This is a genomic window from Pseudomonas sp. CGJS7, assembly GCF_036961695.1.
Genome location: NZ_JBAMDI010000017.1, coordinates 43325 through 68780, shown reverse-complemented (window position 1 = coordinate 68780; position 25456 = coordinate 43325). Strand labels below are relative to the sequence as shown.

The following is a 25456-nucleotide window of genomic DNA, read 5'->3' as shown; positions in this document are numbered from 1 at the left end:
TGATGGCTGTAGCCCATAAAGGGGAAGCGCAGTTCGATTTTTACTGGCGCCAGCAAGGCGAGTGGGTCGAGGAGCCTAACCAGCGCCGCGGCGGCGAGAGTGGCGTGCAACGCCTCAACGATGCCGATGGCAAGCTGTTGTATGCCAAACGCCAGGTCGGGCATATCTACCGCAGCCTGCTGCACCCTTTTGGTCGGCCGACCGTGTTGCGTGAACTCGATGCACTGAACAGTTTCGAGCAGTTGGGCGTGCGTGTACCGCGCATCGTCTTCTGTGGCGCGCAGCGCGATGCCCAGCACCAGTGGCGCGCGCTGCTGGTCAGCGAAGCGCTGGACGGTTTTGTCGAACTCGACACCTGGCATGCCGAAGGTGCCCGCGAGCGTTACCCGCAGGTGGTGCATGAGCGCATGCTCAAGGACCTGGCGGACAACCTGGCGCGGATGCACCTGGGGCACTGGCAGCACGGCTGCCTGTATGGCAAGCACGTATTCATCAAGGTAATTGGCGAGGGCGAGCAGGCCCGCGTCGAAGTGGCGCTGCTGGACCTGGAAAAGTGCAGGCGGCGTATCAGCTGCCAGCGGGCGGCCGGCAATGACTTGCGTCAGCTACGCCGCCATTCGTCGCTCAATGACGCGGAATGGCGGACGCTGCTCTACTTTTACAAGATGGCGTTTGGCAGCGCTGTCAAAGGGTTAGAGTAATGAAACTAGAAATTGCTCGAGCTTTGTTCCTGGTAGCTGGCCTGGCGGTGACCACCGTGGCGGTGGCTGCCTGGGAAGAGCCGAGGCCAACCGTGTTCAGCAAGGCTGAGATGGCAGACCAGTGCGCGTTGCCGCGGGATGCAAAACCGCAGCAGCAGGCCCGGAGCGAGCCGGACCAGGACCTTTTGCTGTTCCTGTTTGGCCTGCGTCAAGGGTTGCGGCCACAGGGATGAACCCTGCGTTAGCTGGAAAAGCCAGAGGCCTCGCGATTGCGGGGCCTTTGGCTTTTTGCGTCTGGCTTACCGGCCTCTTCGCGGGCAAGCCCCCAGGTAGGGTTCAAGCGATTGCAGGTGCCTTGGCGCTCGCCTTGTGCGCCAGCAGGGTGTAGATGCACGGCAACACAAACAAGGTAAACAGCGTGCCAATCGACATCCCGGTGGCAATCACCATACCGATGTCAAACCGGCTGACCGCTCCGGCCCCGCTTGCCAGAATCAGCGGCACCATGCCGAACACCATAGCCGCAGTGGTCATCAGCACCGGCCGCAGGCGAATGGCCGCTGCTTCCTCGATCGCTTCGCGCACACTCAGGCCACGCTCATCGCGTAGCTGATTGGCGAACTCGACGATCAGGATACCGTGCTTGCTGATAAGCCCGATCAATGTCACCAGCCCAACCTGGGTGTAGATGTTCATGCTCGACACGCCCAGGAACAGCGGCAAAAGCGCGCCACAGATCGACAACGGCACTGTCACCAGAATCACCAACGGGTCGCGGAAGCTTTCGAACTGTGCAGCCAGCACGAGGAAAATGATCGCCAGCGCCAGGCCGAAGGTGACCCACAGTGCGCTTCCTTCCTGTACATACTGGCGGGCCGCGCCGGCGTAGTCGAAGGCAAAGCCTTCCGGGGCCTCTTCGCGAGCGATGTCCTGCACGGTCTTCAGCGCTTCGCCCAGGCTGACCATGGGGAGGCCCTGGATGATCGCAGCGTTCAGTTGCTGAAACTGGTTGAGCTGGCGTGGGCGAGCGCGGTCGGTGAGGGTGATCAGGGTCGACAGCGGCAGCAACTGGCCCTGGTCGTTCTTCACGTAGTAGTTGTTCAGCCAGCCGGGGTTGTCGCGGTAAGGCCGTTCAACCTGGGCGATCACCTTGTAACTGCGGCCTTCAAGGGTGAAACGGTTGATTTCCGCCTCGCCCAGCAGGGTCGCCAGGGTGCCGCCGAGGGTGTCCATCGACACCCCCATCTGCGCCGCCTTTGCCCGGTCGATGTCCACCACCACTTCGGGTTTGTCGAAGGCAAGATCGATATCGAGGAAGGCGAACTTGCCCGACTCCTGAGCGCGCGTCTTGATGCGTTGGGCCACGTCCAGCAGTGCCGGGTAGTCGCCAGCGGTATTGATCACGAACTGGAATGGCAAGCCCTCGCCAGTGCCGGGTAACGAAGGCAGGTTGAAGCCGAAGATCTGCAGCCCGCTGATTTCCTCGAGTTTGGCCTGCACCAGCGGCAGTAGCTCCATCTGTGTGCGTTCGCGCTCGTTCCAGGGCTTGAGCAAAAAACCACCGATACCGGTCTGCACGCCGTTGAAGCCGTTGATCTGAAACGACGAGTAATACTCGGGGAAGGCCTTGAACAGCGGTGTGAACTGGTCGGTGTAGGCGTTGAGGTAGTCGAGGTTGGCCGGTTGAGGCGAGCTGCTCATCATGAAAATCACCCCCTGGTCCTCGTTGGGCGCCAGTTCGTTCTGGGTGAATTTGAGCAGCACCGGGATCAGGCACAGGATGATCACGGCAAACACCAGCACCACCGGCCGGCTGTCGAGGGTGGCGTGCAGCACGCGCTGGTAGCGCCCTTTCAGGCGTTCGAACAGCTGATCGAGGCGGTGGGCCAGGCCGCTCGGGTTCTGCTCCCGGCGCAGCAGCAGGGCGCACATCATCGGTGACAGGGTCAGGGCAACGATACCGGAAATGATCACCGCCCCGGCCAGCGTCAGGGCAAACTCCTTGAACAGCGCGCCGGTGAGCCCGGTGAGGAAGCCGATCGGTGCATACACGGCGGCAAGGGTGATGGTCATGGACACCACTGGCATGGCAATTTCGCGCGCGCCTTCCAGGGCTGCGTCGAACGGCGACTTGCCTTCTTCCATGTGCCGGTGAATGTTTTCCACCACCACAATGGCATCGTCCACGACCAGGCCGATGGCCAGCACCATGGCGAGCAGGGTCAGCAGGTTGAGCGAGTAGCCCATCATCTGCATGAAGAACAGTACACCGATCATCGACAGCGGTATGGTCACCACCGGAATCAGTACCGAGCGCAGGGCACCAAGGAACAGGAACACCACGACGATGACGATCAACACCGCTTCGCCCAAGGTCTTGATCACTTCGTCGATCGAGGCCTGGATGAACCGCGTGGCGTCGTAGGCAATCGACACTTTCAATGCCGAGGGCAGCTGGCTTTCCAGCTCAGGCATGATGCGCCGCACTTCCTTGATGACATCCAGTGGGTTGGCGGCCGGGGTGGCCTTGATGCCGATATAGACCGACGGGGTGCCGTCGAACGAGCTGACCGTGTCGTAGTTTTCTGCGCCCATCTCGACCCGCGCCACATCGCCCAGCAGCACGCGGCTGTCACCGCTGGTCTTGAGCGGCAGGGCGGCGAACGCCTCGGCCGACTTCAGTTCGGTGCTGGCGTTGACGCTGGTGACCACGTATTCGCCTTTCACCTCGCCAGCGGCGGAAAGGAAGTTGTAGCGGCGCACGGCATTGGTCACGTCGGTAGCCGAAAGGCCGAAACCGGCCAGCTTCACCGGGTCCAGCCACAGGCGCATGGCGAACACCTGGTTGCCGAGGATCTCCGCCTCGGCCATGCCCGGCAGAGTGGCCAGCTTGGGCTGGATAACCCGTGACAGGTAGTCGGTGATTTGCGGGTTGCTCATTTCCTTGCTGTAGAAGCTGACGTACATCAGCGCCGAGGCGTCGGCAGCTTCCTTGCTCAGTACCGGGTCTTCGGAGTCCTGGGGTAGCTTGTTTCGCACCTCATTGGCCTTGGCCAGCAGCTCGGTGAACAGCCGGTCGCTGTCGGCGCCAATGCGCGCGTAAATGGAAATGATCGAGAAATTCTGCCGGCTCACCGAGGTCATGTAGTCGATGCCTTCGGCGCTGGCCAGGCTTTGCTGCAATGGCTGGGTGATATAACCCTGGATGGTTTCGGCGTTGGCCCCGGGGTAGGCGGTGGTGACCGTGATCAGGGCGTTTTCCATTTGCGGGTACTGGCGGATCTGCAGCTTGTTCCAGGCCTGGAAGCCGAGCAGCAGAATCAGCAGGCTGACCACGCTGGCCAGCACCGGGCGGCGGATGAACGGGTCGGTGAACGCCATGTCAGCCTCCTGAGTCCTTGGCCGCTGCGCCCGGTTCGGGCTTGAGGGCGTTGTCCTGGCCAATGCGTATTGCGGCACCGGGTGTGAGTTTCAGCTGCCCGGCGGTGACCACCTGTTCCCCGGCCTGCAGGCCTTCGCTGACTACAACCACGCCGTCTCGGCGCTCGCCAGTCTTTACCGTGCGCTGTTCGGCGACCAGCTGGGGTTGGCCCTTGTCGTCGTATTCCGGCTTGCCGTCCTTGTCCTTTTTCGGTGAGGCGACATACACCGAGTTGCCATACAGGGTGTAGGTAATGGCGCTTTCCGGCACCACCACTTGCGGCTGCGGGTTGGGCAGCAGGATCAACAGGCTGGCGAACATGCCTGGCAGCAGTTTGCCGTCGGGGTTGGCCATGGTGGCGCGTACCAGCAGGTTGCGCGTGGTTTCCTCGACCTTGGGGTTGATGGCGCTGAGGCTGCCGGGGAAGCGCTGACCCGGGTAGGCGGCCACTTGCACCAGCACTTTCTGGCCCAGGCTCAGGTGTGGCAGCGCCTGTTCCGGCACGTTGAAGTCTACGTACAGGCTGGAGGTGTCTTGCAGGGTGGCGATCACAGTGCCGGCGGCCAGGTACTGGCCGATGTCCACCTGGCGGATGCCGATGGTGCCGCTGAAAGGTGCATTGATGCGTTTCTTGATCTTCTGCGCCTTAAGCTGCTCGACCACCGCCTGGTTGCGCCGGTACTGGGAGGAAAGGCGGTCGAACTCGCCGCGGGAGATGGCCGAATCGCCCACCAGCTGGCTGCCACGGCCGAAGTCGACCTTGGCCAGGCCCAGGTCGGCCAGGGCGGTACCGAGCAGGGCTGTTTCCTGATCGTCATTGAGCTGCAAGAGCAGTTGCCCGGCCTTGACCTGCTGGCCTGAGTCGAAGTGCAGGGATTTGACGATGCCTTCCACCTCCAGGCTCAGATCCACACCCTGCAGCGCCTTGAGGCTGCCGACAGCGGGCAGGCGCTCTTGCCACGGGCGCTGTTCAGCCATGGCAGCCGCCACGGTGATAGGGGGCTTGGGGGCAGTGAACATCTGGATCTGCTGGTAGATCGAGAAGGCTTTGTAACCCCCCAGGGCCAGCACGATCAGCAGAACCACGGCCAACATGATGAGCATGCGGCGGCGCAGCATAGGTCCGGTTCCTTGGATGCAGTTGTTATTCGCTTCTACACGACAACGGGCGATCCTGCCCACGTGTGGATGGGGGAAGTATTGACTGTTTTTCCGGAGGTGGGGGGGTGAAATGCCTGTGCCGGCCTTTTCGCGGCTAAAGCCGCTCCTACAGGGACTGTGTAGAACCCTGTGGGATCGGCTTTAGCTGCGAGAAGGCCAGTGAGTGCAACAGAACAATCAGACGAGATGCAGGTGGTTGTCCCAGAAGCCGGACGGCAGGTTCATCGGTTGCCCGACCAGTTCGGCCTTGCGGCAATCGTAGAACCGGCAGCGGCCCTGCCCGGAGGTGACGACAAAGCCGTCCTTCACCGCGCCAACGCCTGCGCAGTCGGGCATCGGGGCATCCAGCCGCACAGCGCCGCTGTCCAGGTCCCAGATGAACAGGCGGTTGGCCCGCGGTGCCGTCAGCGCCACCAGCCGCAGCTCGCTGTGGATGGCAACGCTTGCGGTGTATTGGGCCATGGCTTGCAGTTGCCGCTCCGGTACCGGGAAGGCCTTGAATGGCTCGCCCGGGCGCTTGATCGCCAGCAGCTCGGCAATTTCATCGGCATCGCCCATGAACTGCTGGCAGGCGGCGATGGTGCCATCGCTGGCCACTGCCAGGTGTCGCACGCTGTTCATCTGCTGGGCCAGGGTTTCCTTGCTCAACAGGGTGCCGTCGCGCTGCATCAGCACCAGGCTCGGTTGCATGGCGTCGAGGTTCATCTCGACACGGCTTTCGGCTTCGGTACGGATACCGCCGTTGGCCACGACCAGCGTTTCACCGTCAGGCAGCCAGGCAACCTCGTGCGGGCCGATACCGTGGGTCGGGATTTCACCGGTGTGCACCAGGCGTTCGCCTTCGAAACGGTACACGCCAAGCACGCCGCGCCCTGGGTCGGTGGTGTCGTTCTCGGTGGCATACAGCCATTCGCCGCCTTTGTGCACGACGGCGTGGCCATAGAAGTGCCGGTTCGGCTGCGAGGCTACCGTTTGCAGCAGGCGCCCGTCACGCAGGTCGATCAGGTAGCTTTCGGTACCTGGGCGGCGGGCGACGAACAGAGCGATTGGCTGCTCGGGGTGGTGGATGATGGCATGGCAACGCTGAGCGACCTGCGTGCTGAACACCTGTGTACCGTCCAGGCGAAAACCTACGGCATAGTGCTGGCCGTCGCCGTTGTCACGCGCCGAGAGCAGCAAGGGTTCGCTGCCTTTGCTGCGGAACAGGCTCCAGCCGCCCAAGGTGAGGGCACTGAGCAATACGCTACCGAGTTTGAGTGCCTGGCGTCGCAGCATGATCAGTCACCGTCGTTGGCATTGAAGCCCAGCTGGATGTTCAGTGCCTTGGCCAGATCGCCTTCGTGCAGGCGGTGGACGACATTCAAGCTGTCGTAGATCTGGTTGAGGGTTTGCTGGCCGGCGTCGTCGGCCAGCAGCTCACCGAGCGTTTTCTGGTTGTCGGCAAGCAACTTGAGCGAGGTAGCGTAGGCGGCGTCGATCTTGTCCGCCAGCGCTTTCTGATCGCTGGGCAACAGGCCGCGCAGGCCCTGGTTGTCTACCCCGACCCAGACGGCTTCGGCGGCCTTGAGGCTGGCCTGCAGGCTGTTCATCGAGTTGTGGCTGCGCCAGGCCTCGGCCTGCAGCGGCTGCGGGATGCCCTTGCTCTGACGGCCCATCGGTGCGCCGAGCTTCTTCTTCAGGGTGTCCAGGGCGGTCACCTGGGCGCGCAGCAGATCGGCGATAGCCTCATGGGAGTCGGCATAGCGCTGGTTGGGGAACTTGGTCATCTGCGAAAGCATGCCGTCGGTGCTGTTCCAGCCTTTGAGAATCTCCTCTGCCAAGGCCTTCTGGTGCGCGCCGATGGCCACCAGCAGCGGGCAGTAGCGGGCTTTCTGTTCGGCCGTGGCGATGTCCGGCTTGCTGTCGAACAGGATGTACTCATAGGCCGAAAGGCCACGCACCACCACGCTGGACTTGCCCAAGACCTCAGCATCAACGGGCTTGTCGCCGTTGACCAGTTGCTCGACCTGACGGCCGACTAGGTTTTTCTTGTCGGGCCAGAATTGTACCTGCCAGGCGCGGTTTCCTTCGGCCAACGGGCCGACCAGCAGCGGTTGCAGCTCGGCCCAGGCTTTTTGTGCGTTGAGGAAGTCGGCGCGGGCTTTGTCCAGGCTTTCCTTGCCTTCGCAATAGGCCAGGGCACTGGCAGCCAGCGTTCGATCGGCTTCGACCCAGCGGCTGTAGGTAGGCAGGATCACCTGGTTGGCGATGGCGGCGGAGGTCACTGCTTGCGGGTCTTGTGGCGAGCAGGCACCGAGGGCGAGTGCGGCGAGGCTGGTGAACAACAGTTTGGGTCGGAACATGCCCGGCTCCTTTGCGCGTTTAAAGTGAGTTCAGGAACGCGAGCAACGCAGCGCGCTGCTCGGCATCGAAAGTGAGTACGAAATTGCGTGCCGCCTCGGCTTCGCCACCGTGCCACAGCACGGCCTCAAGCAGGTTGCGGGCGCGGCCGTCATGCAGGAACTGGCTATGGCCACTGACCGTTTCGCTCAGGCCGATGCCCCACAGTGGCGGCGTACGCCAGTCCTGGCCGTTGGCGGCGAATTCGGTGCGCTCGTCGGCCAGCCCCGGGCCCATGTCATGCAGCAGGAGGTCGCTGTAGGGGCGTATGACCTGGTTGGCCAACGCGGGTTCGGTGGCGTCGGCGGCGGTGGTGAACTGCGGTGTGTGGCAACCTTGGCAACCCGCCTGGTAGAACAGGTTCTTGCCCGCCAGTACCTGTGGCGAGCCGACGTCGCGGCGGGCCGGCACAGCCAGGTTGCGGGTGTAGAACGTGACCAGGCGCAGGATGTTGTCGCTGACTTCTTTCTCGCCATCGGCACCATCGCCGTTGGGCGCAGCCAGGCAGCCGGTTTGTGCCTGGGTGCAATCGTCGTTGGGCAGCAGGGTGCTGGTCAGGCCCATGTCGCCGGCAAAGGCGTGCACGTTCTGCTGGTTGACGTTGGGCTGCCCGGCTTTCCAGCCGAAGCGGCCGATCACTGTTTTGCCCTGGGCGTCGTCCCACACACGGTTGGCCCGCCCGCGGATGCCATCGCGGTTACGGTCGTCCGGGTCTTCGTTGGCCAGCAGGTCGGCTTCGGGGATCGCTTCAAGCAGGCCCAGGCCGATCATCGGTGGTGCCACCCGCGCAGAAAAGCGCGTGTCGGGGTGCATCACTCCATAGCCGAGCTGGGTGATTTGCAGGGCCGGCTTGCGCAGCTCGACCTGGTGGCCGTCCTTGAATGACACGGTTTCGCGGGTGTAGCTCACCCGCACCTTGCCTTCGGGCGCCACGCCGGGGATGGCCATGTCCTGCAACTGGGTACCGTAGACGGGCTCTGGCACCACGCCGAGGCGCTCGATCACTTTGGCCAGGTAGGGTTGGTCGGGGATCGACAGGCGTACCAGCATACCCACCGCGTTGCTGTCGCCCGGCTCTGGCGGGTGGCCACGGCCGTCGCGCACGTGGCAGTTCTGACAGGCGTTGGTATTGAACAACGGGCCCAGACCATCACGCGCGGTGGTGGTTGACGGCGCGATCACCCAGGGGTTGCGAAAGAAGCTGTTACCCACGGCGAAGTCCAGGCGTAGCTCTGGCGAGAGGTTGGCCGAGGGCAGGGAATAGGCATTGCGGTCGCTGCGCTGCACGGTCGCCTGGCCACCCGACAACGCTTCGCCGGGCTCGGCGTGGGTGAAACGCGGGGCGTCGTCACAGGCAGCCAAGGCCAGGGCCAGCAGCAGGGGGGGGAGTCGGGACAGCGACAAGGACATCGAGAATCCTGGGCGTGAGCGAAAAACCGGCGTGCAGCTTAGCAGGCCCAGGATCATTGAATAAGAGCAATTTGCGTTTGCTTGATGAAATCGCTGCGAGCGCGGTTGGTCAGGCCATATAGAGCATGAAGTGTCGGTTGACCAGGTTGACGATCAGGTTCTTGTTGCCACCACCGCGATTATCGCCGGTGACTTCGATGACTTCTTCGCTGGTGTATTCCATGGAGGAGGCGGTAATGCACTTGACCGCGTCCATGTGCGCAGGTTGCCAGTAATCCTGGAATATCCAGATGCTGGTGTCGGCAGACGGGCCGAGTATCAGGCGCAAGGCCTTGTGGTTCTCAGTCGATCTGCCGATCCACGGGATGGCCAGCGAGCCATTCCAGACGTGCTGTGCGCCGACTGCCAGGCTGTTGCTGCGGTTTTCACCGTCGATCAGGGTCAAGGTATAAGGGGTGTTATTGGCGATGGAGCGTAAGTAGGTGACGTTGGCCATGTAGTGTTTTCCTTTCAATGTTCAGTTTTCGGGCGTGGTAATGGGCTGGTCGGGGCGCGATAGACATAGGCCGCGAGCAAGGTGATTTCGTTGAACGGGGGGTCGAGCTCGGCGGGATGAAAGCGACCGAGCAGCTGCATCCCATGGTCAATGGCGACTGCCTCGAACATCCGGCGGTCGGTTTCGTTGGGGTCGTAGAGGTAGATCTTGCCGGGGCGGGCAACTACCCGGCACATTTCCTCGGCCACACGGTGGGTGATCGGAGCGCCCATCAGCGTCACGTGAGGGACTGCATGGTCGTCGAGGGGAAAGTCCGGAGCATCGTATTCGTATACGACGATGAGGTTGGGAATGTGCCCGCCAGCGAACGGCCCGTTGGAGATGAGCTGGCCAGCCTTGTTCAGGTTGTACGCATCGTTGAATCCGGTGATGAGGTCTTCCCCATTCATGCGCTGGACGATTCGGCCTTCGCCCCAGACATCAAGAATCTGCAGCACTGTGCCTCCTGTTAGGTTTGATCGAAGGCCTACAGGATGAGCATCTGCGCGCACGCCAGGCAGCGGGAAGCGTTTTACCCGGCAGCAAACGAAAACGCCCGGCACAAGGCCGGGCGTTTGCGGTGAAGCGCTACAGCAGGATCAGAACTCGTGATCCGCAGTGTCCGGGTTCAGGTTGGCAATGCCCAGCTTGCCCGCGGCCTGTTCGATCGACCCGGTCTGCTTGACCAGGGCGGCGATGGCGTCCCGTACAACCTGGTTGCCGGCAGCGTTGTCGGCGGCGATCAGCTGGTCGTAGTGCTCGCCTTTGAGGGCGTGGTCTACGATCACCTGAAGCTTGGCCTCGGTGGCTTCCAGATCGGCCTTGAGGGCTGCATCGGCGGCCGGGTCAACCTTGGCGACCAGCGACGACAGGCTAGGGCCGGTCAGCTTGGTGCCGTCCGGGCGGGTGTACTCGCCCAGGTAGACGTTGCGGATGCCCTTGGCGTCGTAGAAGTGCGAGTAGTGAGTGTTGTCGCTGAAGCAGTCTTGCTCGTCTTCCGGCGAGTTGGCTTCCAGCGAAACTTTCATGCGCTCGCCAGCCAGTTCGCCCAGCGACAGGCTGCCCATGCCGAACAGCATCTTGCGCAGGCCGTCGTTGACGGGCTCGGCTTCCAGCTTGGCGCGGTAGTTGTCGGCGACGTTCGGTGCCCAGTTGCCGACCATCTCTTCGAGGTCGGTCACCAGCAGGTCGGTAACCGCTTTCAGGTAGGCGCGGCGGCGGTCGTTGTGGCCGCCGGTAGCGCCCTGGCCTTCCAGGTAGTCGGATGCCGGGCGGTTGCCAGCGCCAGGGCCGGTGCCGTTCAGGTCCTGGCCCCAGAGCAGGAATTCGATGGCGTGATAGCCCGTGGCAACGTTGGCCTCGGAGCCAGCCAGCTCGTTCAGGCTAGCCAGTTTCTCGGGGGTGATGTCCTTGACGTCGACCTTCTCTTCACCCACCTGGATCTCGGTGTTGGCGATGATGTTGGCGCTGGCCCCCGGGTTGCCCAAGGCGTGCTCGTAGCTCTTGTCGACGTAGTCGATCAGGCCTTCGTCCAGGGGCCAGGCGTTCACCTGGCCTTCCCAGTCGTCGATGATGGTGTTGCCAAAGCGGAAGGTTTCGCTCTGCAGGTACGGTACGCGCGCGGCGAACCAGGCTTCCTTGGCGGCTTTCAGGGTTTCGTCGTTGGGCTTGGCCAGGAACGCGTCGACCGCGGTCTGCAGCGTCTTGGCAGTGCTCAGCGAGTCGCTGTACACGGCGTAGACCATGTCGGTGTAATGCTTGACCACGGCTTTGCCGGCTGCTTCGTCGACAGCCCCTGGCGCAGCGGTGGTGGCAGCAGCAGGTGCCTGGGCTTGCGGCGCGGCGGCTTTTTCGTCCTTGCCTTCACCGCAACCGGCGAGGGCGATGGCAATGGCCAGCAGACTGGCGGAGGCCAGAGGCATTCGAATCATTATTGGTTTTCCTGCATCGTGTGGTTGGACCAAAGGGTGGACCGTGCGCCGTGGCACGCAAAACTACAACATCATGCGAAAGATTTGCATTTGCTGTAAAGGGGCGGGCGCGCAATTCATGTAAATCAGGGGCTCGGCCTGTAACCGGGCAGGTGCCTCAGGACACCGAAACCCGGTTGCGTTGCGCTTGTTTGAGGAAGTGGGTCAGTTCACGGGCCGAAAGGGGCTTGCTGTAGTGGTAGCCCTGGCCCTCGTGGCAACCCTGGGCAACGATGTAGGTTTCCTGCTCGGCCGTTTCCACGCCCTCGGCGATCACCTGCATCCCCAGGCTCTTGCCCAGCTGGATGATGGCGCGAACGATGGTGGCGTCGTCATCGTCGTCGAGCAGGTCCTGAACGAAACTCTTGTCGATCTTGATCTTGTCCAGGGGCAGCGACTTCAGATAGCTGAGGGACGAGTAGCCGGTGCCGAAATCGTCGATGGCAATCAGCGCCCCGGAGCGGCGCAGGCTCAAAAGGTGCTGGGCGGCGGTGCTGATGTCTTCCATCAGGCCGGTTTCGGTGACTTCCAGTTCCAGGCTGCGCGGTGGTAGGCGATAGGCTTGCAGCAGGTTGTTGACCACCCGTGGCAGCTCGCTGTGGTGCAGTTGCACGGTAGACAGGTTGACCGCCATGCGCAGGTCGCTGAAGCCCTGGTCGTGCCATTCGCGCAGTTGCCGGCAGGCCTGGTCAAGCACCCATTCGCCGATGCTGATGATGCTGCCGTTCTGCTCGGCCAAGGGGATGAACTGGTCGGGTGGCACCATGCCCAGTTCCGGGTGCTGCCAGCGTAGCAGGGCCTCTACGCCAACCACCCGGTGGTCGCGGTAGCTGATCTGTGGCTGGTACACCAGGTACAGCTGGTTGCGGGGCAGGGCTTCACGCAGGTCCTTTTCCAGTTCGCGACGGCGACGCATCTCGCTGTCGACGCTGGCGATATAGAACTGGTAGCGGTTGCGCGAGCGGGCCTTGGCCAGGGTCATGGTCTGTTCGGCTTTCTGCAGCAGTTTTTCGGTGCTGTCACCGTCTTCGGGGAACAGGGTGATGCCGATGGTCGCGCGCAGGCGGATTTGCTCGTGGTCGAGGTCGAACGGTACTTCCAGGTCATCAAGGATGCTTTGCGCCAGTTCGGCAGCCTCGTAGGGCTGCTCGATATTGGCCTGTACCAGGGCGAACTGGTCGCCGCCCAGCCGCGCCAGAGCGCCCAGGCGGCCGCTGTGGGCGCGTAGTCGATCGGCCAGGGCCAGCAGCAACTGGTCACCGACCTGGTAGCTGAATTGTTCGTTGATACCCTTGAAGTCGTCCAGGCCAACGCACAGCACTGCCACTCGGTGCTGCAGGCGGCCGCCGTCGACGAGGATCTTGTCCAGTTGCTGCTGCAGTTGCTGGCGGTTGGGCAGGCCGGTGAGGAAGTCGTACTGGGCCATGCGCTGCAGGCTGTTTTCCGCCTCGTGGCGCAAATGGGTGTTGCGCTCGATCGAGGCCAGCAACTGGTTGGCGGTGTTCACCCACAGGCCCAGCTCGTTTTTCTCGTGGCCCTTGAGCAGCGGTATCTGGTGCTGGCTGGGGCGGTCAGGGTTGATCTGGGTGAGGTGCTCGATGATCTTCGACAGCGGTTTGGTCAGCAGCCAGTGGTAGACCAGGTAAAGCACCAGGCCCATGGCCATGGCCCGCAGCACGCCGGATATGAAGATGATCACCGCGTTGATCAGGAAATCTTTGCCGTAGGAGGAGGTATCGAGGGTAATGCTGAGGTCGCCGTAGTATTCGCTGTAAGGTCCACGGCCGACCAGTTGCGTGGTGTAGGTGCGCTCCTGGCCGAGGATGAGGTCGGTGAGCCAGCGCATGGACATGTCCTGCAGCGGGCGGGACTTTTCTGCCAGCATGGTTTCGTTGGGATGGCCAATGGAGGCCATGCGCACTGATTCGTCCTGGAACAGGCCTTCCATGACCTGCATGCCCATTTCACGGTCGAGGCTGTAAACCGCCTGGGTCGAAGGATCGCGGAACATGTCGAGGATGCGCTGGGCGTCGCTGTCCACGGCCTGGCGGGTCTTGTAGGTGTCATAGATGATTTGCGCACAGCTGAGCACGACGCCGACCGCCAGCGCCGACAGCAGCACGACCCTGAGCAACTTGACCGACAAGCTGTTCCGCAATTCCAGCTTCAATGGGGTTTCCTTAATCCATGCGCATGGCATCATTTTGCCATCAACGATGACGATACACTACCGGCCGACCATTAGCAGTGTATCGGTTGCCTGACCCCGCAACTTGAATGCGCTGTATCAATCTTCCAGAGGTTTGATGTTAGCGTGGTATGCGGTCTGAGCAAGCGTTTTGCGGGTGGGGCGCAGGTGAAATATGTGCTGGCTGCTTCGCGGATAGCCCGCCCCCACAGGCATGGCACACTCCTCGAACAGAGGGCCTGTGGAGCGGAAGTAACCGATGGCTGTCCCTGAAAGGCAGCGCTATTTCTCCGGCAGCGCCCAGGCAATGATGCTGTCACCCAGCTTGGTCGGAATCCGGTCATGCCCGCCGACCACGGCAACCACGTACTGGCGGCCTTCGCTCACGTAGGTCAGGGGCGACGCCTGGTTGCCGGCCGGTAGGCGTTCTTCCCACAGCAATTCACCACTTTCGCTGTTGTAGGCGCGCATGGAACGGTCGATGGCAGCGCCGATGAAGGTTACGCCGCCGGCTGTAGCAACGCCGGTGGCATCGCTCGGTGTACCGATTTCGAAGCGCAGTTTCGAGGCGATGCCCAAGGGACCGCTGTCATAGCCGGTGCCGAATGGGCGGCTCCAGCGCACTTCACGGGTGCGCAGGTCGATAGCGGAGATGAACCCCCAGGGTGGCGCGATGCACGGTTGTTCCAGCGCCGACATCCATGGGTCCTTGATGGCCCCGTACGGCAGGCCGGCCTGGACGCGGAACCCCTGGTTATTGCCGGGCGATTCCTGGAACGATTTGGCATTGATCGCATCGAGCTGCTCGCGTGGAACCAGCCCCTGCATGTACGGCAGCCGCTGGTTGTTGATGATCAGCAGGCCTCGCTGCAGGTCCACCATCACCCCGCCCCAGTTCAGGCCGCCGTGGTGCCCGGGGAAGATCAGGCTTTGCTGGCCGACTACCGGTGGTGTAAAGATCCCTTCGTAACGCGCCTGGCGAAACTCGATGCGACATTGCAGCTGATCGAACGGCGTCAGGCCCCAGGCATCGGCTTCGTTCAGCACTTCCGGGTTTTTCGATGGGCGGCCCATGGTGCTCGGCATGCCCGGTGACAACGGTTGTGTCGCCGCGGTGTAGTCCCCAGGGGCCGTGCCCTGTGGGACGGCAGCCTCCGAGATATCGACCAGCGGTTCGCCAGTGGCGCGGTCCAGGACGAACAACTGGCCTGACTTGGTGGCTTGGATGACTGCCGGGCGTGTGCCGTTGGCGGTGGGGAAATCGATCAGCGCCGGTTGTGGGCTCAGGTCGTAGTCCCAGAGGTCGTGATGGACGGTCTGGAAGTGCCATTTGACCTTGCCGGTGAGGGCATCCAGGGCCACCAGCGAAGAGCTGAACTTGTCTTCCTGTTCGGTGCGGGTACCGCCATAGAAGTCACCTGCAGCATTACCCGTGGTGATGTAGACCAGCCCCAGCTCGTCGTCGGCGGAAATCGGCGCCCATGAGTTGGGCGTGCTGAGTGTATAGGTTTCATCTGCGTCGGCAGGGGCAGTGCTATCGGGACGGCCAAGATCCCAGGCCCACTTTTGTTTGCCGCTGACTGCATCGTAGGCGCGAACCACGCCTGACGGTGCCGGGCGCACATCCGAGTCCAGCACCCGGCCACCGGTGATGACCACCCCGCGGATGACCAGCGGTGCGGAAGTGATGCCGGTGGAGCCTTTACGGAACGTACCCAGGCCGTCCTTGAGGTCGGCAAAGCCTGCCGTGCCGAAGTCTGGGCAGGCCTGCCCGGTAAGCGCATCAACTGCACCCAGGCGGATGTCGTTGGTGCCCCAGATGATGCGTTTGGCGCAAAGCCCGCTGGCATTGGGTACTTCGTAGTACGAGACACCACGGCAATAGGCACCGCCGTTGGCGAAGTAGTCCGGGTCGACCTTCGAATCGTAGCGCCAGTTCTCTTTGCCGGTGGTCGCGTTCAACGAAATGATGATTTGCTTCGGCGTGCAGGTATACAGCGAGTCGCCAACCTTGATGGGGGTGGCCTCGTTCAGATACTTGGTTTTTTCGCCAGGCTGTTTGACATCGCCATGGTGGTATTCCCACGCCTTGACCAGGCCGGAAACGTTAGCTGGAGTAATCTGCGCTGCAGCGGAATAGTGGTTGCCGAGGTTCGAGCCGGCATAGGCGGTCCAATTGGTCTTGTCGTGAGACGCGGCGACGTTGGCGTCTGGTGATGCCACCGTGCTGCGGCTGAACGGTTGCTGTGAATGCGCGGTGATAGCCGGCGAGTCGGCCAGATGAACGGTGTTCGGGAAGAACAGCGGTACCAGGATGGTGGCTGCCATCAGCAGCGGCAGCACGCCCATGATGCTGAAGTACAGTGCCTTGTTGATTTTGGCGAAGTCGCGGCGGACCAGTGGCCAGAAAGCCAGAAAGATCACACTGAGCAGTACCAGCCAGGCCAGGCGTGGAATATAGGCCCAGCCGTTGTAGCCCGACTCCCAGATCGCCCAACCGTAGGTGGCCAGGGATGCTGCGCCATAGAGGTAGATTCCGGCCGCCTTCTTCAGGCCCATGAGTGCTGCGGCCAGCAGCAATACGGTGCCCATCATCGCGTAGTAAGGCGTGCCACCGGCATTGACCAGCGTGCCTCCCTGATAGGCCAGTGTCAGGCCAAGCAGGGCCAGCAGAATCGTGTACACCCCGAACAGAAGGCTCGAGACCCCCGTCCCTTTAGCCAACGTTCCTTGTTCCATTGCATCCATTCCTGTGTGATTCGGTGCCACAGTGCGTCCGAGCGGTGCGCATATTGCTTATTGTTGCAATGAAATACAATAAGTGGCGCAAATTTTACAGCGAGCGCTGATTTTTCAGGCTGCTTTGTATCTTGTGTCAAAAGGAGGCAATGGCTAAGCTGCCATACCTGATTCACGCGCGGGTTTGAAGGAAGGAGGAGAGGGGTTATGCCTGCTGGCTTTCCTGCAAGGCATCCTGGCCGGTTTTGAGGCGGCCGACTTCGTCCAGATGTTTCCACAGAAACCGTGCGGCTTCTTCGCGCCGACCGGACTCGATCAGGTCGAGCAGGTGCAGGTGCTCCAGGCATTGCGTCATCAGGCGACTGCGGTCGACGTTGGCTTTGTAGCTCATGAAGCGTCTGAGCTGGTTTTGCCGGCGTATGGCATCGATGAAGAAGAGGTTGCCCGAGCATTGCACGATCATTTCGTGAAACTGGGCGCCGATTTCAAACAGTTGGGCACGTGACAGCGTGTGAATCTCGCCGTCGAGCATGGCCTGCTGTTGCGCCCTGGCTTTGGCAAAGGCGGCCTGGTTCACGTTGTAGCCCGGCTCACGCAGTGCGGCCGGCTCGATGGCCATGCGGAAGCGGTAGCTCTGGATGTGGGTCTGGGCGTTGTGCACGAATTCGTTGAGGCTCCAGCCTTGCCCAGGCTTGCGCTCGACCATGGCTTCGCTTGCCAGCCGGTTGAGGACCTTGAGCAGTTGCCCGCGAGGCACAGAGTAGCGTCGCAGGAGCTGGGCTTCGAAGAATTCGGCAGGGATTTCCCCGTTGAGGATGTCGTCCACCACACGCAGGTAGAAGTCTTCGAAGGGGTCGCAGGCGGGCGGTACGGTGGCTTCCTGGATCTGCCCGGCGTCCTGTTTCAGAAAATAGCCGCGATTGGGCTCCTGGACCGCGATGTTCCACTCGGCGAGCAGGGCGAATACCCTGCGGATGGGGGAGCGGGAGACATCGAAGGCTTGGGCGAAGGTTTGCTCGCGCAATGGCTCGCCGGCCTTCATCGACCGGGCGCGGATCATCTCGATGACGCGAGGGGCCAATTGCAGGGCGAGGTCTTTCTTGATCACAGGCTGTATTCCGAATGTTTGACTTCAGTCGATCCGGCAGATTTGGGTCGGACTGGGGCAGGAAAATACCACACACGAAGAACCTGAGTATCTGCACGCAGCGAGCTGGCGCAGTTGCCGCCAGCGCAGTGCCTGAGCCGCGGCTCAGGATTTGGAACGACGAATGTTTTCTTCCCGGGATGGATCTTTACACATGCTCAAATTCAATGCTCACCTCGGCTTCCAGTTCAACGAAATGCCTTTTCTGCAGCGTATCGAAGCCGCCGCTGCCGCCGGATTTCGCGCGGTGGAATTCCCCTCGCCCTATGAGTTGGATGCGAGTTTGTTGGCTGATGAACTGGCGAAGTACGCGTTGCCATTGGTCCAGTTTGCCGCACCGGCTGGCGTTTCCAAGGGCATTGCTGCAGTGGCGGGCAGGGAACCCGAGTTTCGTGACGGGTTGCGCCAGGCAGCCAGCTATGCCCGCACACTGGCATGTACGGATGTGCACCTGATGTCCGGGATAACCCACGAGGATGGCGCCGGCAAGGTGTACGCGAGCAACCTGGACTATGCCGTGAAGTACTTCGAGGACCAAGGGCTGCGGCCATTGATCGAAGTGATCTGCACGCAGGAAATGCCAGGGTATTACATGTCCGACTTCAGCAAGGCACAGCAGGTGCTGGAGACGTATGCGAGTCTCGGGCTGATCCTTGATCTTTACCATGCGCAGTTGTTGACCGGAAATGCGGCCGATGTGCTGGCACAGTTCTTTGAGCGGACGGTGCATGTGCAGGTGGCCGACTGTCCTGGGCGGCATCAACCGGGGACGGGGCAGATGGACATTGCAGGGTTGTTTGCGACGCTGGAGCAGCGCGGGTATGCGGGCTGGGTCGGGTGTGAGTACCGGCCTACGGGCGCTACTGCAGATAGCCTTGGCTGGCTTGGTCAGTACGCCTCATGAACGCCCTGTGCGCTGGCCCGTTCCAGAACCCTTGAAAAAAAACCGATGCCAGAAGACTGGCATCGGTTTTTCGAGGAAGCCCGGCGTGGATGGCAATGCTGGACTGCCAGCATTACGGCACGAGGCCGGGTTTCTTGCTCAAGGCTGAGGGACTCAGGCCTTGAAGGTCTTGCCTTCGAACTGCTCGGCAACGAAGGCCCAGTTGACCAGGTTCCAGAACGCCTCGACGTACTTCGGACGCAGGTTGCGGTAGTCGATGTAGTAGGCGTGTTCCCAGACGTCGCAGGTCAGCAGCGGGGTGTCGCCGCTGGTCAGTGGGCAGCCGGCGCCGATGGTGCTGGCCAGGGCCAGGGAACCGTCAGCTTTCTTCACCAGCCAGCCCCAGCCGGAACCGAAGGTGCCCACCGAAGTCTTGGTGAACTCTTCCTTGAACTTGTCGAAGGAACCGAAAGCGGCGTTGATGGCGTCAGCCAGTGCACCGGTAGGCTGGCCGCCGCCGTTTGGCGACAGGCAGTTCCAGTAGAAGGTGTGGTTCCAGACTTGAGCGGCGTTGTTGAAGATGCCGCCCGAAGAGCTCTTGACGATCTCTTCCAGGGTCTTGCCTTCGAATTCGGTGCCTGGGACCAGGTTGTTCAGGTTCACGACGTAGGTGTTGTGGTGCTTGTCGTGGTGATACTCCAGGGTTTCCTTGGAGATGTGCGGCTGCAGGGCGTCATGGGCGTACGGCAGCGGCGGCAATTCAAAAGCCATGGTGGATCTCCTGATTCAGGTCTGTTTGCGGTTTGCGCAAGGCCGATCACGGGCGGCCCGATAAGCGTCGGCGAGTCTGTACTCTTTGCGACGCAAGGGCTGGATCATAGCACCGGGCCCGGCGCATAACCACGCAACAAACATAGGGAATAGAGGTTCCGCAGGGGCTGGGCTGTGCCGACCGGCGGCTCGGCGTTGCGCGGGTGTTGCCTGCAAGACCGCGTGCTGCACGATCTTGCCGTTGATGAATATGCCGCGCCCCGAGGTCAGTTGAAGATCAATTGCGCCGCCACCGCGAACATCATCACCGCCACCATCAGGTCGAGCATGCGCCAGGTCGCCGGCCGCGCCAGCCACGGTGCCAGCCACGCCGCGCCAATGGCCAGGGTCGAGAACCACAGCAGCGAAGCGCTGGCCGCTCCGGCCACGTAGGCGCCAGGGGCGGACTGCTGGGCGCCCAGCGAGCCGATCAGCAACACGGTGTCGAGGTACACGTGCGGGTTCAGCAGGGTCACTGCCAGGGCGCTGAGCAGTACGGCGCGACGTGAGCGAACGCCCTGGCCTTGCTGGTGCTGCAGGCTCTGCTTGGAGCAGGCACTGCGCAGCGCCTTGGCGCCGTACCAGATCAGGAACACTGCGCCGCCCCAGCGGGCAATCGCCAGCAAGGTCGGGTTGTGTGCCAGCACGGTAGCCAGGCCGAATACCCCGGCGGCCACGAGGATGGCGTCACAGATGATGCACAGCGCTGCCACCGGCAGGTGATGCTCACGGCGCAGGCTCTGGGCGAGGACGAAGGCGTTCTGGGCGCCAATGGCCATGATCAGACCGAAGGCCACCAGCATGCCATTGAGATAGCTTTGCCACATGGCAGGGCTCTCCAAAAAGGGTCACGAAAGATGCTGGCCATTGTGATGTTCGGCGCTGTATAAGAAAAACAAATAAAGCTGATCACCCATTAGGAAAATCGATGTTCGACTACAAACTGCTGGCTGCCCTCGCGGCAGTGATCGAACAAGGCGGTTTCGAGCGTGCGGCGCAGGTGCTGGGCTTGTCGCAATCGGCGATTTCCCAGCGCATCAAGTTGCTTGAGGCGCGGGTCGGCCAGCCGGTGCTGGTACGTGCCTCGCCGCCCGGCACGACCGAAGTCGGCCGCCAGCTACTCAACCATGTGCAGCAGGTGCGCCTGCTCGAACGCGACCTGCAGCGCCAGGTACCGGCGCTGGACGAAGAGGGCATGCCGGAGCGCCTGCGCATCGCCCTCAACGCCGATAGCCTGGCCACCTGGTGGGCCGGCGCGGTGGGCAACTTCTGCGCACAACAGAACGTGCTGACCGACCTGGTGGTTGAGGACCAGGAAGTGGGCCTGAAACGCATGCGTGCCGGCGAAGTGGCGGCCTGCCTGTGTGGGAGTGAGCGGCCGGTAGCCGGCGCACGCAGTTTGCCACTGGGGGCCATGCGCTACCGGGCATTGGCCAGTCCCGTGTTCATGGCGCGGCACTTCCCCCAAGGTTTTGTCGCCAGCCGCCTGGCCCGTACGCCAGCGATCGTGTACGGGCCGGACGATTTCCTGCAGCATCGCTACCTGGCATCGCTGGGCATAGAGGGTGGTTTCCTGCACCACCTGTGCCCTTCATCCGAAGGCTTCCTGCGCATGACCGAGGCCGGGTTGGGGTGGGGCCTGGTGCCCGAATTGCAGGCCCGGGAGCAACTGGCCAGTGGGCAATTGGTGGAAATCTGCCGCGATACCCCTATCGATGTGCCGCTGTACTGGCATCATTGGCGCAATGGCGGGCAATTGCTCGCGCAACTGACCGACCACCTGCGGCACACCGCACAGCATTGGCTGGTGCCCTTGTAGCCATGGCTGGCGTCAGTTGCATCTGAAATCTGGCAAGACGGAGTGTTACATGCGAATTCTGGTCACCGGCGCGAGTGGCTTCATTGGCGGGCGCTTTGCGCGTTTCGCCCTGGAGCAAGGCCTGGACGTGCGCGTCAGCGGCCGCCGTGCCGAAGGGGTCGAGCATCTGGTCAAGCGTGGCGCACAGTTCATCCCGGGCGACCTGGGTGACGCCGAGCTGGCCCGGCGTTTGTGCCAGGGTGTCGAAGCCGTGGTGCACTGCGCTGGCGCAGTGGGTAACTGGGGGCGCTATCAGGATTTCTACCAAGGCAACGTGGTGGTGACCGAGAACGTGGTCGAGGGCTGCCTGAAAGAGCACGTACGGCGCCTGGTGCATCTGTCTTCGCCGTCGATCTACTTCAATGGCCGTTCGCGTCTGGACGTCCGTGAAGACCAGGTACCGCGTCGCTTCCACGATCACTATGGGCAAACCAAGTACCTGGCCGAGCAGAAAGTGTTCGGCGCCCAGGAGTTTGGCCTTGAAGTGCTGGCGCTGCGCCCGCGCTTCGTCACCGGCGCGGGCGATGCCAGTATCTTCCCGCGGCTGATGCAGATGCAGCGCAAAGGGCGTGTGGCGATCATCGGCAACGGCCTGAACAAGGTCGATTTCACCAGTGTGCACAACCTCAACGAGGCGCTGCTAAGTGCATTGTTCGCTGATGACCGGGCGCTGGGCCAGGCTTACAACATAAGCAACGGCCAGCCACTGCCGCTGTGGGACGTGGTCAACTACGTGATGCGCCAGATGCAGCTTCCCCAGGTGACCCGCTACCGTTCCTATGGCCTTGCCTACAGCCTGGCCGCGCTGAACGAGGCGGCCTGCATGTTATGGCCAGGGCGCCCGCAACCGACCTTGTCGCGCCTGGGGATGCAGGTGATGAGCCGTGATTTCACCCTGGATATCAGCCGTGCCCGGCAGTACCTGGACTACCAGCCCAAGGTCAGCCTGTGGACGGCGGTGGATGAATTCTGCGGCTGGTGGAAGCATTTGCCGCCCGGCTGACAATGGTCATCAATGCGCTGCGCTGGCGGTTTATACTCGTGCCTCTTTGTGACTACCGCGGTTGAATGTATCCATGCGTAACCATGCTCACGATGACTTTGATGACGTGCCTGCCTTGCGGGCGGGCACCGTTGATGATGACGAACTGATGCCGGCGCATGTGATGCGCAGCCGCCAGAAAGCCGCCCGCGGGGCCAGCACGGCGCCGTTGTGGGCATTGCTCGGTGCCTCGTTCATCGCCTTGGCGGGTCTGGGCTGGTGGAGCTTCCAGCAGATCTCGCTGATGGAGCAGCAACTGGTGGCGACCCAGGAAAGCTTTGCCCGCATCAGTGAAGAGGCGGCTGGCCGCCTTCAGGCAATCAGTGGCAAGGTGGCGGCCAGTGAGTCTGGCGCCACTACCAGCAGCGAGGCATTGAAGCTACAGCTGCGCCAGTTGCAGCAGGGTGTTGCCGGGCAGACCGGCGACCTGGGCAAGCGTCTGGAGCAGGTGCTGGCCGATACCCGAGAACAGCAGAAGGCTGTGACCGAGCTGCAAAGCCAGTTGCAGGCGCAACTGAAGCTGGTGAATGGCGAGTTGGCGGCGCTGCGTTCGGGCCAGGTCGATGGTGGCAAGCTGGATGCCCAGTTGAAGAGCCTGAGCGAGCAGGTTGCCGCGCTGAAGGCCTCACAGGTGGATGGCGCTCAGCTGGACGGCCAGCTCAAGAGTTTGGGTAGCGAGGTGGCGGCCTTGAAGAAACAGGGCAACCCGAGCGCTGACATTCAGAGCCTGCAGCAGGACATGCTGGTTTTGAAGAGCCAGGTCGACAACCGCCCGGCTGCGGCGTCATCCGGTGGTGCTTCGGTGCAGGAGTTCGATGCCTTCCGTGCGCAGATGACGCGTAACCTGAATACGCTGCAGAGCCAGATTCAGAACCTGCAGCAACAGATCAACGCCCGTCCGTGACATCAGCTGAGCCTTGTTCGCGGGCAAGCCCGCTCCCACAGGATCAAGCGCAGCTTTCAAGCCTGTCGCTGTACCGGTGGTGGGCATGCCCGCGAATGGCCCTCAATCACAACCGCGGATAATCGATGTAACCCACCGGCCCCTTGCCATAGAAGGTTTCGGGATGTGCCTCGTTCAACGGCGCATCCGCTGCCAGCCGTGCCGGCAGGTCGGGGTTGGCGATGAACGGCACACCAAACGCCACGGCATCCGCTTTGCCACTGGCCAAGGCCGCATTGGCACTGGCCTTGTCGAACCGCTCGTTGACGATGTACGGGCCACCGAATGCCTCTTTGATCAGCGGCCCGATGCTGTCGTCGGCTTCCCGTTCTCGTGAGCAGATGAAGGCGATGCCGCGCTTGCCCAGCTCTCGGGCCACATAGGTGAAGGTCTCGGCGCGGTCGGCGTCGCCCATGTCGTGGGCGTCGGCACGCGGTGCCAGGTGCACACCTACGCGCTGTGCGCCCCACACTTCAATGGCCGCATCGGTCACCTCCAGCAACAGGCGCGCGCGGTTTTCCAGCGAGCCACCGTAACGGTCGGTGCGCTGGTTGGTGCTGCTTTGCAGGAACTGGTCGAGCAGGTAACCGTTGGCGCCATGGATCTCCACACCATCGAAACCGGCAGCCTTGGCATTTTCGGCGCCACTGCGGTAGGCCTCGACGATGTCGTTGATTTCTTCGGTTTCCAGCGCCCGTGGGGTAGGGTAGTCACTCAGTGGGCGCACCAGGCTCACATGGCCCTTGGGCTGGATCGCGCTGGGGGCCACAGGCAGTTCGCCATTCAGATAGCTGGGGTGGGAGATACGACCCACGTGCCACAGCTGCAGGAAAATGCGACCGCCCGCAGCATGCACGGCCTTTGTCACGTTGTTCCAGCCACGTACCTGTTCATCGTTCCAGATGCCGGGGGTATCTGGGTAGCCGACGCCCATGGGGCTGACCGAAGTCGCTTCGCTGAGGATCAGCCCGGCGCTGGCACGTTGTACGTAGTATTCGGCCATCAGCGCATTGGGCACGCGGCCTTCATCGGCGCGGCAGCGGGTGAGCGGGGCCATGATGATACGGTTGGGCAGTTGCAGGTCGCCCAGTTTGATCGGATCGAAAAGTGTGGTCATAGCGGTTACCTGCCTTGTCAAAGTGCTTGGCGCAGTTGTTCGAGGAACGCCTGTATGGTGGCTTCGTCGCGTTTGAAGAAGTGCCATTGGCCAATCTTCTGGCTGCTGATCAGCCCGGCGCGCTGCAACGTGGCCAGGTGGGCAGAGACGGTCGACTGCGACAGGCCGCAGCGTTGGTCGATCTGCCCGGCACACACACCGTTTTCGGTGCTGTGGTACTGGTCCGGGAACTGGGTTGCCGGGTCTTTCAGCCAACTGAGAATTTCTCGCCTGACCGGGTGGGCCAGTGCTTTTATGATTTCGTCGAGATCGAGTGGCATGGTTTGAGGCTCGTTGTAGCGGTATATCGCGATGGGGCGAAATATAGTTCGCTGAATTCCGATATACAAATACGAACGTGTTCTGAGCTGAGCACGAATCGATATATCGCGTTATAACGATATGTTCGGTGACGATGCTAGACTGCGCTCATGAACTACCTCGCACACTTGCACCTGGGCGGCCCGGCGCCGCAACAACTGCTTGGCAGCCTGTATGGCGACTTTGTCAAAGGCTCATTGGAAGGGCGCTTTCCGCCTGCGCTGGAGGCGGCCATCCGGCTGCACCGGCAAATCGACAGTTACACTGACCGGCACCCAGTGGTGCTGGCGGCTCTGGCACGTTTTCCGCGCGAGCGGCGGCGTTTTGCCGGCATCGTTCTGGATGTGTTTTTCGACCATTGCCTGGCACGGCACTGGGGCAACTACGCCGATCAGCCGCTGGAGCAGTTCACTGGCGCGTTCTATCGAATATTGCTGGCAGAGCCTGAGCTGCCTGGGCGGCTGGCGCGGATTGCGCCGTTCATGGCAGCGGATGACTGGCTAGGGGCGTATGGCGACTTCGATACGCTGGCGCAGGTGTTCAACGGCATTGCCCGGCGCTTGTCGCGGCCTGAGGGGATGGCCGGGGTGATGGTGGAGCTGGAGCGGCTGTATGAGCCGCTGCTGGCGGATTTTCGCGAGTTCTACCCGCAGTTGCAGGCGTTTGCGGCGGTAGGGCGGATGTCTGACAGTTAGAGGTGTGTGGGTGATACTGGCCCCTTCGCGGGTAAACCCGCTCCTACGGGCAATGCGCTCGGTGTAGGAGCGGGTTCACCCGCGAAAGGGCCAGAAC

General features: G+C 62.2%; 22 protein-coding genes. 7 read left to right on the top strand and 15 right to left on the bottom strand.

Going from position 1 to position 25456, the window contains the following annotated elements:
* Positions 1-2: 2 nt before the first annotated feature.
* Complete coding sequence (locus V7787_RS13150) at positions 3-701, top strand: lipopolysaccharide kinase InaA family protein (protein WP_121161060.1); 699 nt, start codon at positions 3-5, stop codon at positions 699-701.
* The gene (locus V7787_RS13145) at positions 701-934 is read left to right on the top strand and encodes a hypothetical protein (RefSeq protein ID WP_047603320.1); all 234 of its coding nucleotides are present in this window, start codon (positions 701-703) and stop codon (positions 932-934) included. Before V7787_RS13150 ends, V7787_RS13145 begins: the two co-directional genes overlap by 1 nt.
* Before the next feature lie 103 nt (positions 935-1037).
* Here the strand turns inward: V7787_RS13145 and V7787_RS13140 are convergent, their stop codons facing one another.
* From V7787_RS13140 to V7787_RS13090, 11 genes are all read right to left on the bottom strand, one after another.
* Positions 1038-4082, bottom strand: a complete 3045-nt coding sequence (locus tag V7787_RS13140) for a multidrug efflux RND transporter permease subunit (protein ID WP_336088535.1) — start codon at positions 4080-4082, stop codon at positions 1038-1040.
* 1 nt (position 4083) lies between these two features.
* Entirely contained in the window at positions 4084-5241 is a 1158-nt protein-coding gene (locus V7787_RS13135) for an efflux RND transporter periplasmic adaptor subunit (RefSeq protein ID WP_198747330.1), read from the bottom strand.
* Between the two features lie 219 nt (positions 5242-5460).
* Complete coding sequence (locus tag V7787_RS13130) at positions 5461-6558, bottom strand: DUF1513 domain-containing protein (RefSeq protein WP_336088534.1); 1098 nt, start codon at positions 6556-6558, stop codon at positions 5461-5463.
* A 2-nt stretch (positions 6559-6560) separates the two neighbouring features.
* On the bottom strand, positions 6561-7625 hold the full coding sequence (locus V7787_RS13125; protein ID WP_104960841.1) for an imelysin family protein: 1065 nt from the start codon (positions 7623-7625) through the stop codon (positions 6561-6563).
* 19 nt (positions 7626-7644) lie between these two features.
* Positions 7645-9072 (bottom strand): di-heme oxidoreductase family protein, encoded by a 1428-nt coding sequence (locus V7787_RS13120; protein WP_274139869.1) that lies wholly within the window; start codon positions 9070-9072, stop codon positions 7645-7647.
* 109 nt (positions 9073-9181) lie between these two features.
* Positions 9182-9568 (bottom strand): hypothetical protein, encoded by a 387-nt coding sequence (locus tag V7787_RS13115; RefSeq protein ID WP_020192047.1) that lies wholly within the window; start codon positions 9566-9568, stop codon positions 9182-9184.
* A 14-nt stretch (positions 9569-9582) separates the two neighbouring features.
* Positions 9583-10065: a hypothetical protein gene (locus tag V7787_RS13110; protein WP_064492398.1), complete on the bottom strand. Its 483-nt coding sequence runs from the start codon at positions 10063-10065 to the stop codon at positions 9583-9585.
* 141 nt (positions 10066-10206) lie between these two features.
* Positions 10207-11538, bottom strand: coding sequence for an imelysin family protein (locus V7787_RS13105; protein WP_010952117.1), 1332 nt, complete (start codon positions 11536-11538; stop codon positions 10207-10209).
* Between the two features lie 157 nt (positions 11539-11695).
* Positions 11696-13747, bottom strand: coding sequence for a putative bifunctional diguanylate cyclase/phosphodiesterase (locus V7787_RS13100; protein WP_020192983.1), 2052 nt, complete (start codon positions 13745-13747; stop codon positions 11696-11698).
* Between the two features lie 300 nt (positions 13748-14047).
* Positions 14048-16504 carry a membrane-bound PQQ-dependent dehydrogenase, glucose/quinate/shikimate family gene (locus tag V7787_RS13095; protein WP_336088533.1) on the bottom strand — a complete coding sequence of 819 codons (2457 nt, stop codon included), beginning with the start codon at positions 16502-16504 and terminating at the stop codon, positions 14048-14050.
* Between the two features lie 205 nt (positions 16505-16709).
* Complete coding sequence (locus tag V7787_RS13090) at positions 16710-17612, bottom strand: GntR family transcriptional regulator (protein WP_104886648.1); 903 nt, start codon at positions 17610-17612, stop codon at positions 16710-16712.
* Between the two features lie 193 nt (positions 17613-17805).
* Here V7787_RS13090 and V7787_RS13085 point away from each other — a divergent pair, with 193 nt between their 5' ends.
* Positions 17806-18555: a hydroxypyruvate isomerase family protein gene (locus tag V7787_RS13085; RefSeq protein ID WP_104886647.1), complete on the top strand. Its 750-nt coding sequence runs from the start codon at positions 17806-17808 to the stop codon at positions 18553-18555.
* Between the two features lie 153 nt (positions 18556-18708).
* On the opposite strand, the gene V7787_RS13080 is transcribed toward V7787_RS13085, so the two are convergent.
* The gene (locus tag V7787_RS13080; protein WP_003255187.1) at positions 18709-19305 is read right to left on the bottom strand and encodes a superoxide dismutase; all 597 of its coding nucleotides are present in this window, start codon (positions 19303-19305) and stop codon (positions 18709-18711) included.
* A gap of 266 nt (positions 19306-19571) precedes the next feature.
* The gene (locus tag V7787_RS13075) at positions 19572-20171 is read right to left on the bottom strand and encodes a LysE/ArgO family amino acid transporter (RefSeq protein ID WP_020191198.1); all 600 of its coding nucleotides are present in this window, start codon (positions 20169-20171) and stop codon (positions 19572-19574) included.
* 101 nt (positions 20172-20272) lie between these two features.
* Between V7787_RS13075 and V7787_RS13070 the strand changes: the two genes are divergently transcribed.
* The 3 genes from V7787_RS13070 to V7787_RS13060 all read left to right on the top strand — a co-directional run bounded on the left by V7787_RS13070 (position 20273) and on the right by V7787_RS13060 (position 23148).
* Positions 20273-21163 carry a LysR family transcriptional regulator ArgP gene (locus tag V7787_RS13070; RefSeq protein ID WP_003255184.1) on the top strand — a complete coding sequence of 297 codons (891 nt, stop codon included), beginning with the start codon at positions 20273-20275 and terminating at the stop codon, positions 21161-21163.
* 49 nt (positions 21164-21212) lie between these two features.
* On the top strand, positions 21213-22205 hold the full coding sequence (locus V7787_RS13065; protein ID WP_064492402.1) for an NAD-dependent epimerase/dehydratase family protein: 993 nt from the start codon (positions 21213-21215) through the stop codon (positions 22203-22205).
* 73 nt (positions 22206-22278) lie between these two features.
* Positions 22279-23148, top strand: coding sequence for a hypothetical protein (locus tag V7787_RS13060; RefSeq protein ID WP_064492403.1), 870 nt, complete (start codon positions 22279-22281; stop codon positions 23146-23148).
* Positions 23149-23254: 106 nt separating this feature from the next.
* Here the strand turns inward: V7787_RS13060 and V7787_RS13055 are convergent, their stop codons facing one another.
* Complete coding sequence (locus tag V7787_RS13055; protein WP_010952123.1) at positions 23255-24304, bottom strand: alkene reductase; 1050 nt, start codon at positions 24302-24304, stop codon at positions 23255-23257.
* A 17-nt stretch (positions 24305-24321) separates the two neighbouring features.
* A complete protein-coding gene (locus V7787_RS13050; RefSeq protein ID WP_003255178.1) occupies positions 24322-24624 on the bottom strand; it encodes an ArsR/SmtB family transcription factor in 303 nt (100 codons plus the stop codon).
* A gap of 150 nt (positions 24625-24774) precedes the next feature.
* Here V7787_RS13050 and V7787_RS13045 point away from each other — a divergent pair, with 150 nt between their 5' ends.
* The gene (locus V7787_RS13045) at positions 24775-25359 is read left to right on the top strand and encodes an acyl carrier protein phosphodiesterase (RefSeq protein ID WP_064492404.1); all 585 of its coding nucleotides are present in this window, start codon (positions 24775-24777) and stop codon (positions 25357-25359) included.
* Positions 25360-25456 lie beyond the last annotated feature (97 nt).

Excerpts from the sequence above, each read along its gene's own strand:
- V7787_RS13150 (WP_121161060.1), top strand. The coding sequence starts at position 3 with ATGGCTGTAGCCCATAAAGGGGAAGCGCAGTTCGATTTTTACTGGCGC.
- V7787_RS13145 (WP_047603320.1), top strand. The coding sequence starts at position 701 with ATGAAACTAGAAATTGCTCGAGCTTTGTTCCTGGTAGCTGGCCTGGCG.
- V7787_RS13140 (WP_336088535.1), bottom strand. The coding sequence starts at position 4,082 with ATGGCGTTCACCGACCCGTTCATCCGCCGCCCGGTGCTGGCCAGCGTG.
- V7787_RS13135 (WP_198747330.1), bottom strand. The coding sequence starts at position 5,241 with ATGCTGCGCCGCCGCATGCTCATCATGTTGGCCGTGGTTCTGCTGATC.
- V7787_RS13130 (WP_336088534.1), bottom strand. The coding sequence starts at position 6,558 with ATGCTGCGACGCCAGGCACTCAAACTCGGTAGCGTATTGCTCAGTGCC.
- V7787_RS13125 (WP_104960841.1), bottom strand. The coding sequence starts at position 7,625 with ATGTTCCGACCCAAACTGTTGTTCACCAGCCTCGCCGCACTCGCCCTC.
- V7787_RS13120 (WP_274139869.1), bottom strand. The coding sequence starts at position 9,072 with ATGTCCTTGTCGCTGTCCCGACTCCCCCCCCTGCTGCTGGCCCTGGCC.
- V7787_RS13115 (WP_020192047.1), bottom strand. The coding sequence starts at position 9,568 with ATGGCCAACGTCACCTACTTACGCTCCATCGCCAATAACACCCCTTAT.
- V7787_RS13105 (WP_010952117.1), bottom strand. The coding sequence starts at position 11,538 with ATGATTCGAATGCCTCTGGCCTCCGCCAGTCTGCTGGCCATTGCCATC.
- V7787_RS13095 (WP_336088533.1), bottom strand. The coding sequence starts at position 16,504 with ATGGAACAAGGAACGTTGGCTAAAGGGACGGGGGTCTCGAGCCTTCTG.
- V7787_RS13085 (WP_104886647.1), top strand. The coding sequence starts at position 17,806 with ATGCTCAAATTCAATGCTCACCTCGGCTTCCAGTTCAACGAAATGCCT.
- V7787_RS13080 (WP_003255187.1), bottom strand. The coding sequence starts at position 19,305 with ATGGCTTTTGAATTGCCGCCGCTGCCGTACGCCCATGACGCCCTGCAG.
- V7787_RS13075 (WP_020191198.1), bottom strand. The coding sequence starts at position 20,171 with ATGTGGCAAAGCTATCTCAATGGCATGCTGGTGGCCTTCGGTCTGATC.
- V7787_RS13070 (WP_003255184.1), top strand. The coding sequence starts at position 20,273 with ATGTTCGACTACAAACTGCTGGCTGCCCTCGCGGCAGTGATCGAACAA.
- V7787_RS13065 (WP_064492402.1), top strand. The coding sequence starts at position 21,213 with ATGCGAATTCTGGTCACCGGCGCGAGTGGCTTCATTGGCGGGCGCTTT.
- V7787_RS13060 (WP_064492403.1), top strand. The coding sequence starts at position 22,279 with ATGCGTAACCATGCTCACGATGACTTTGATGACGTGCCTGCCTTGCGG.
- V7787_RS13055 (WP_010952123.1), bottom strand. The coding sequence starts at position 24,304 with ATGACCACACTTTTCGATCCGATCAAACTGGGCGACCTGCAACTGCCC.
- V7787_RS13050 (WP_003255178.1), bottom strand. The coding sequence starts at position 24,624 with ATGCCACTCGATCTCGACGAAATCATAAAAGCACTGGCCCACCCGGTC.
- V7787_RS13045 (WP_064492404.1), top strand. The coding sequence starts at position 24,775 with ATGAACTACCTCGCACACTTGCACCTGGGCGGCCCGGCGCCGCAACAA.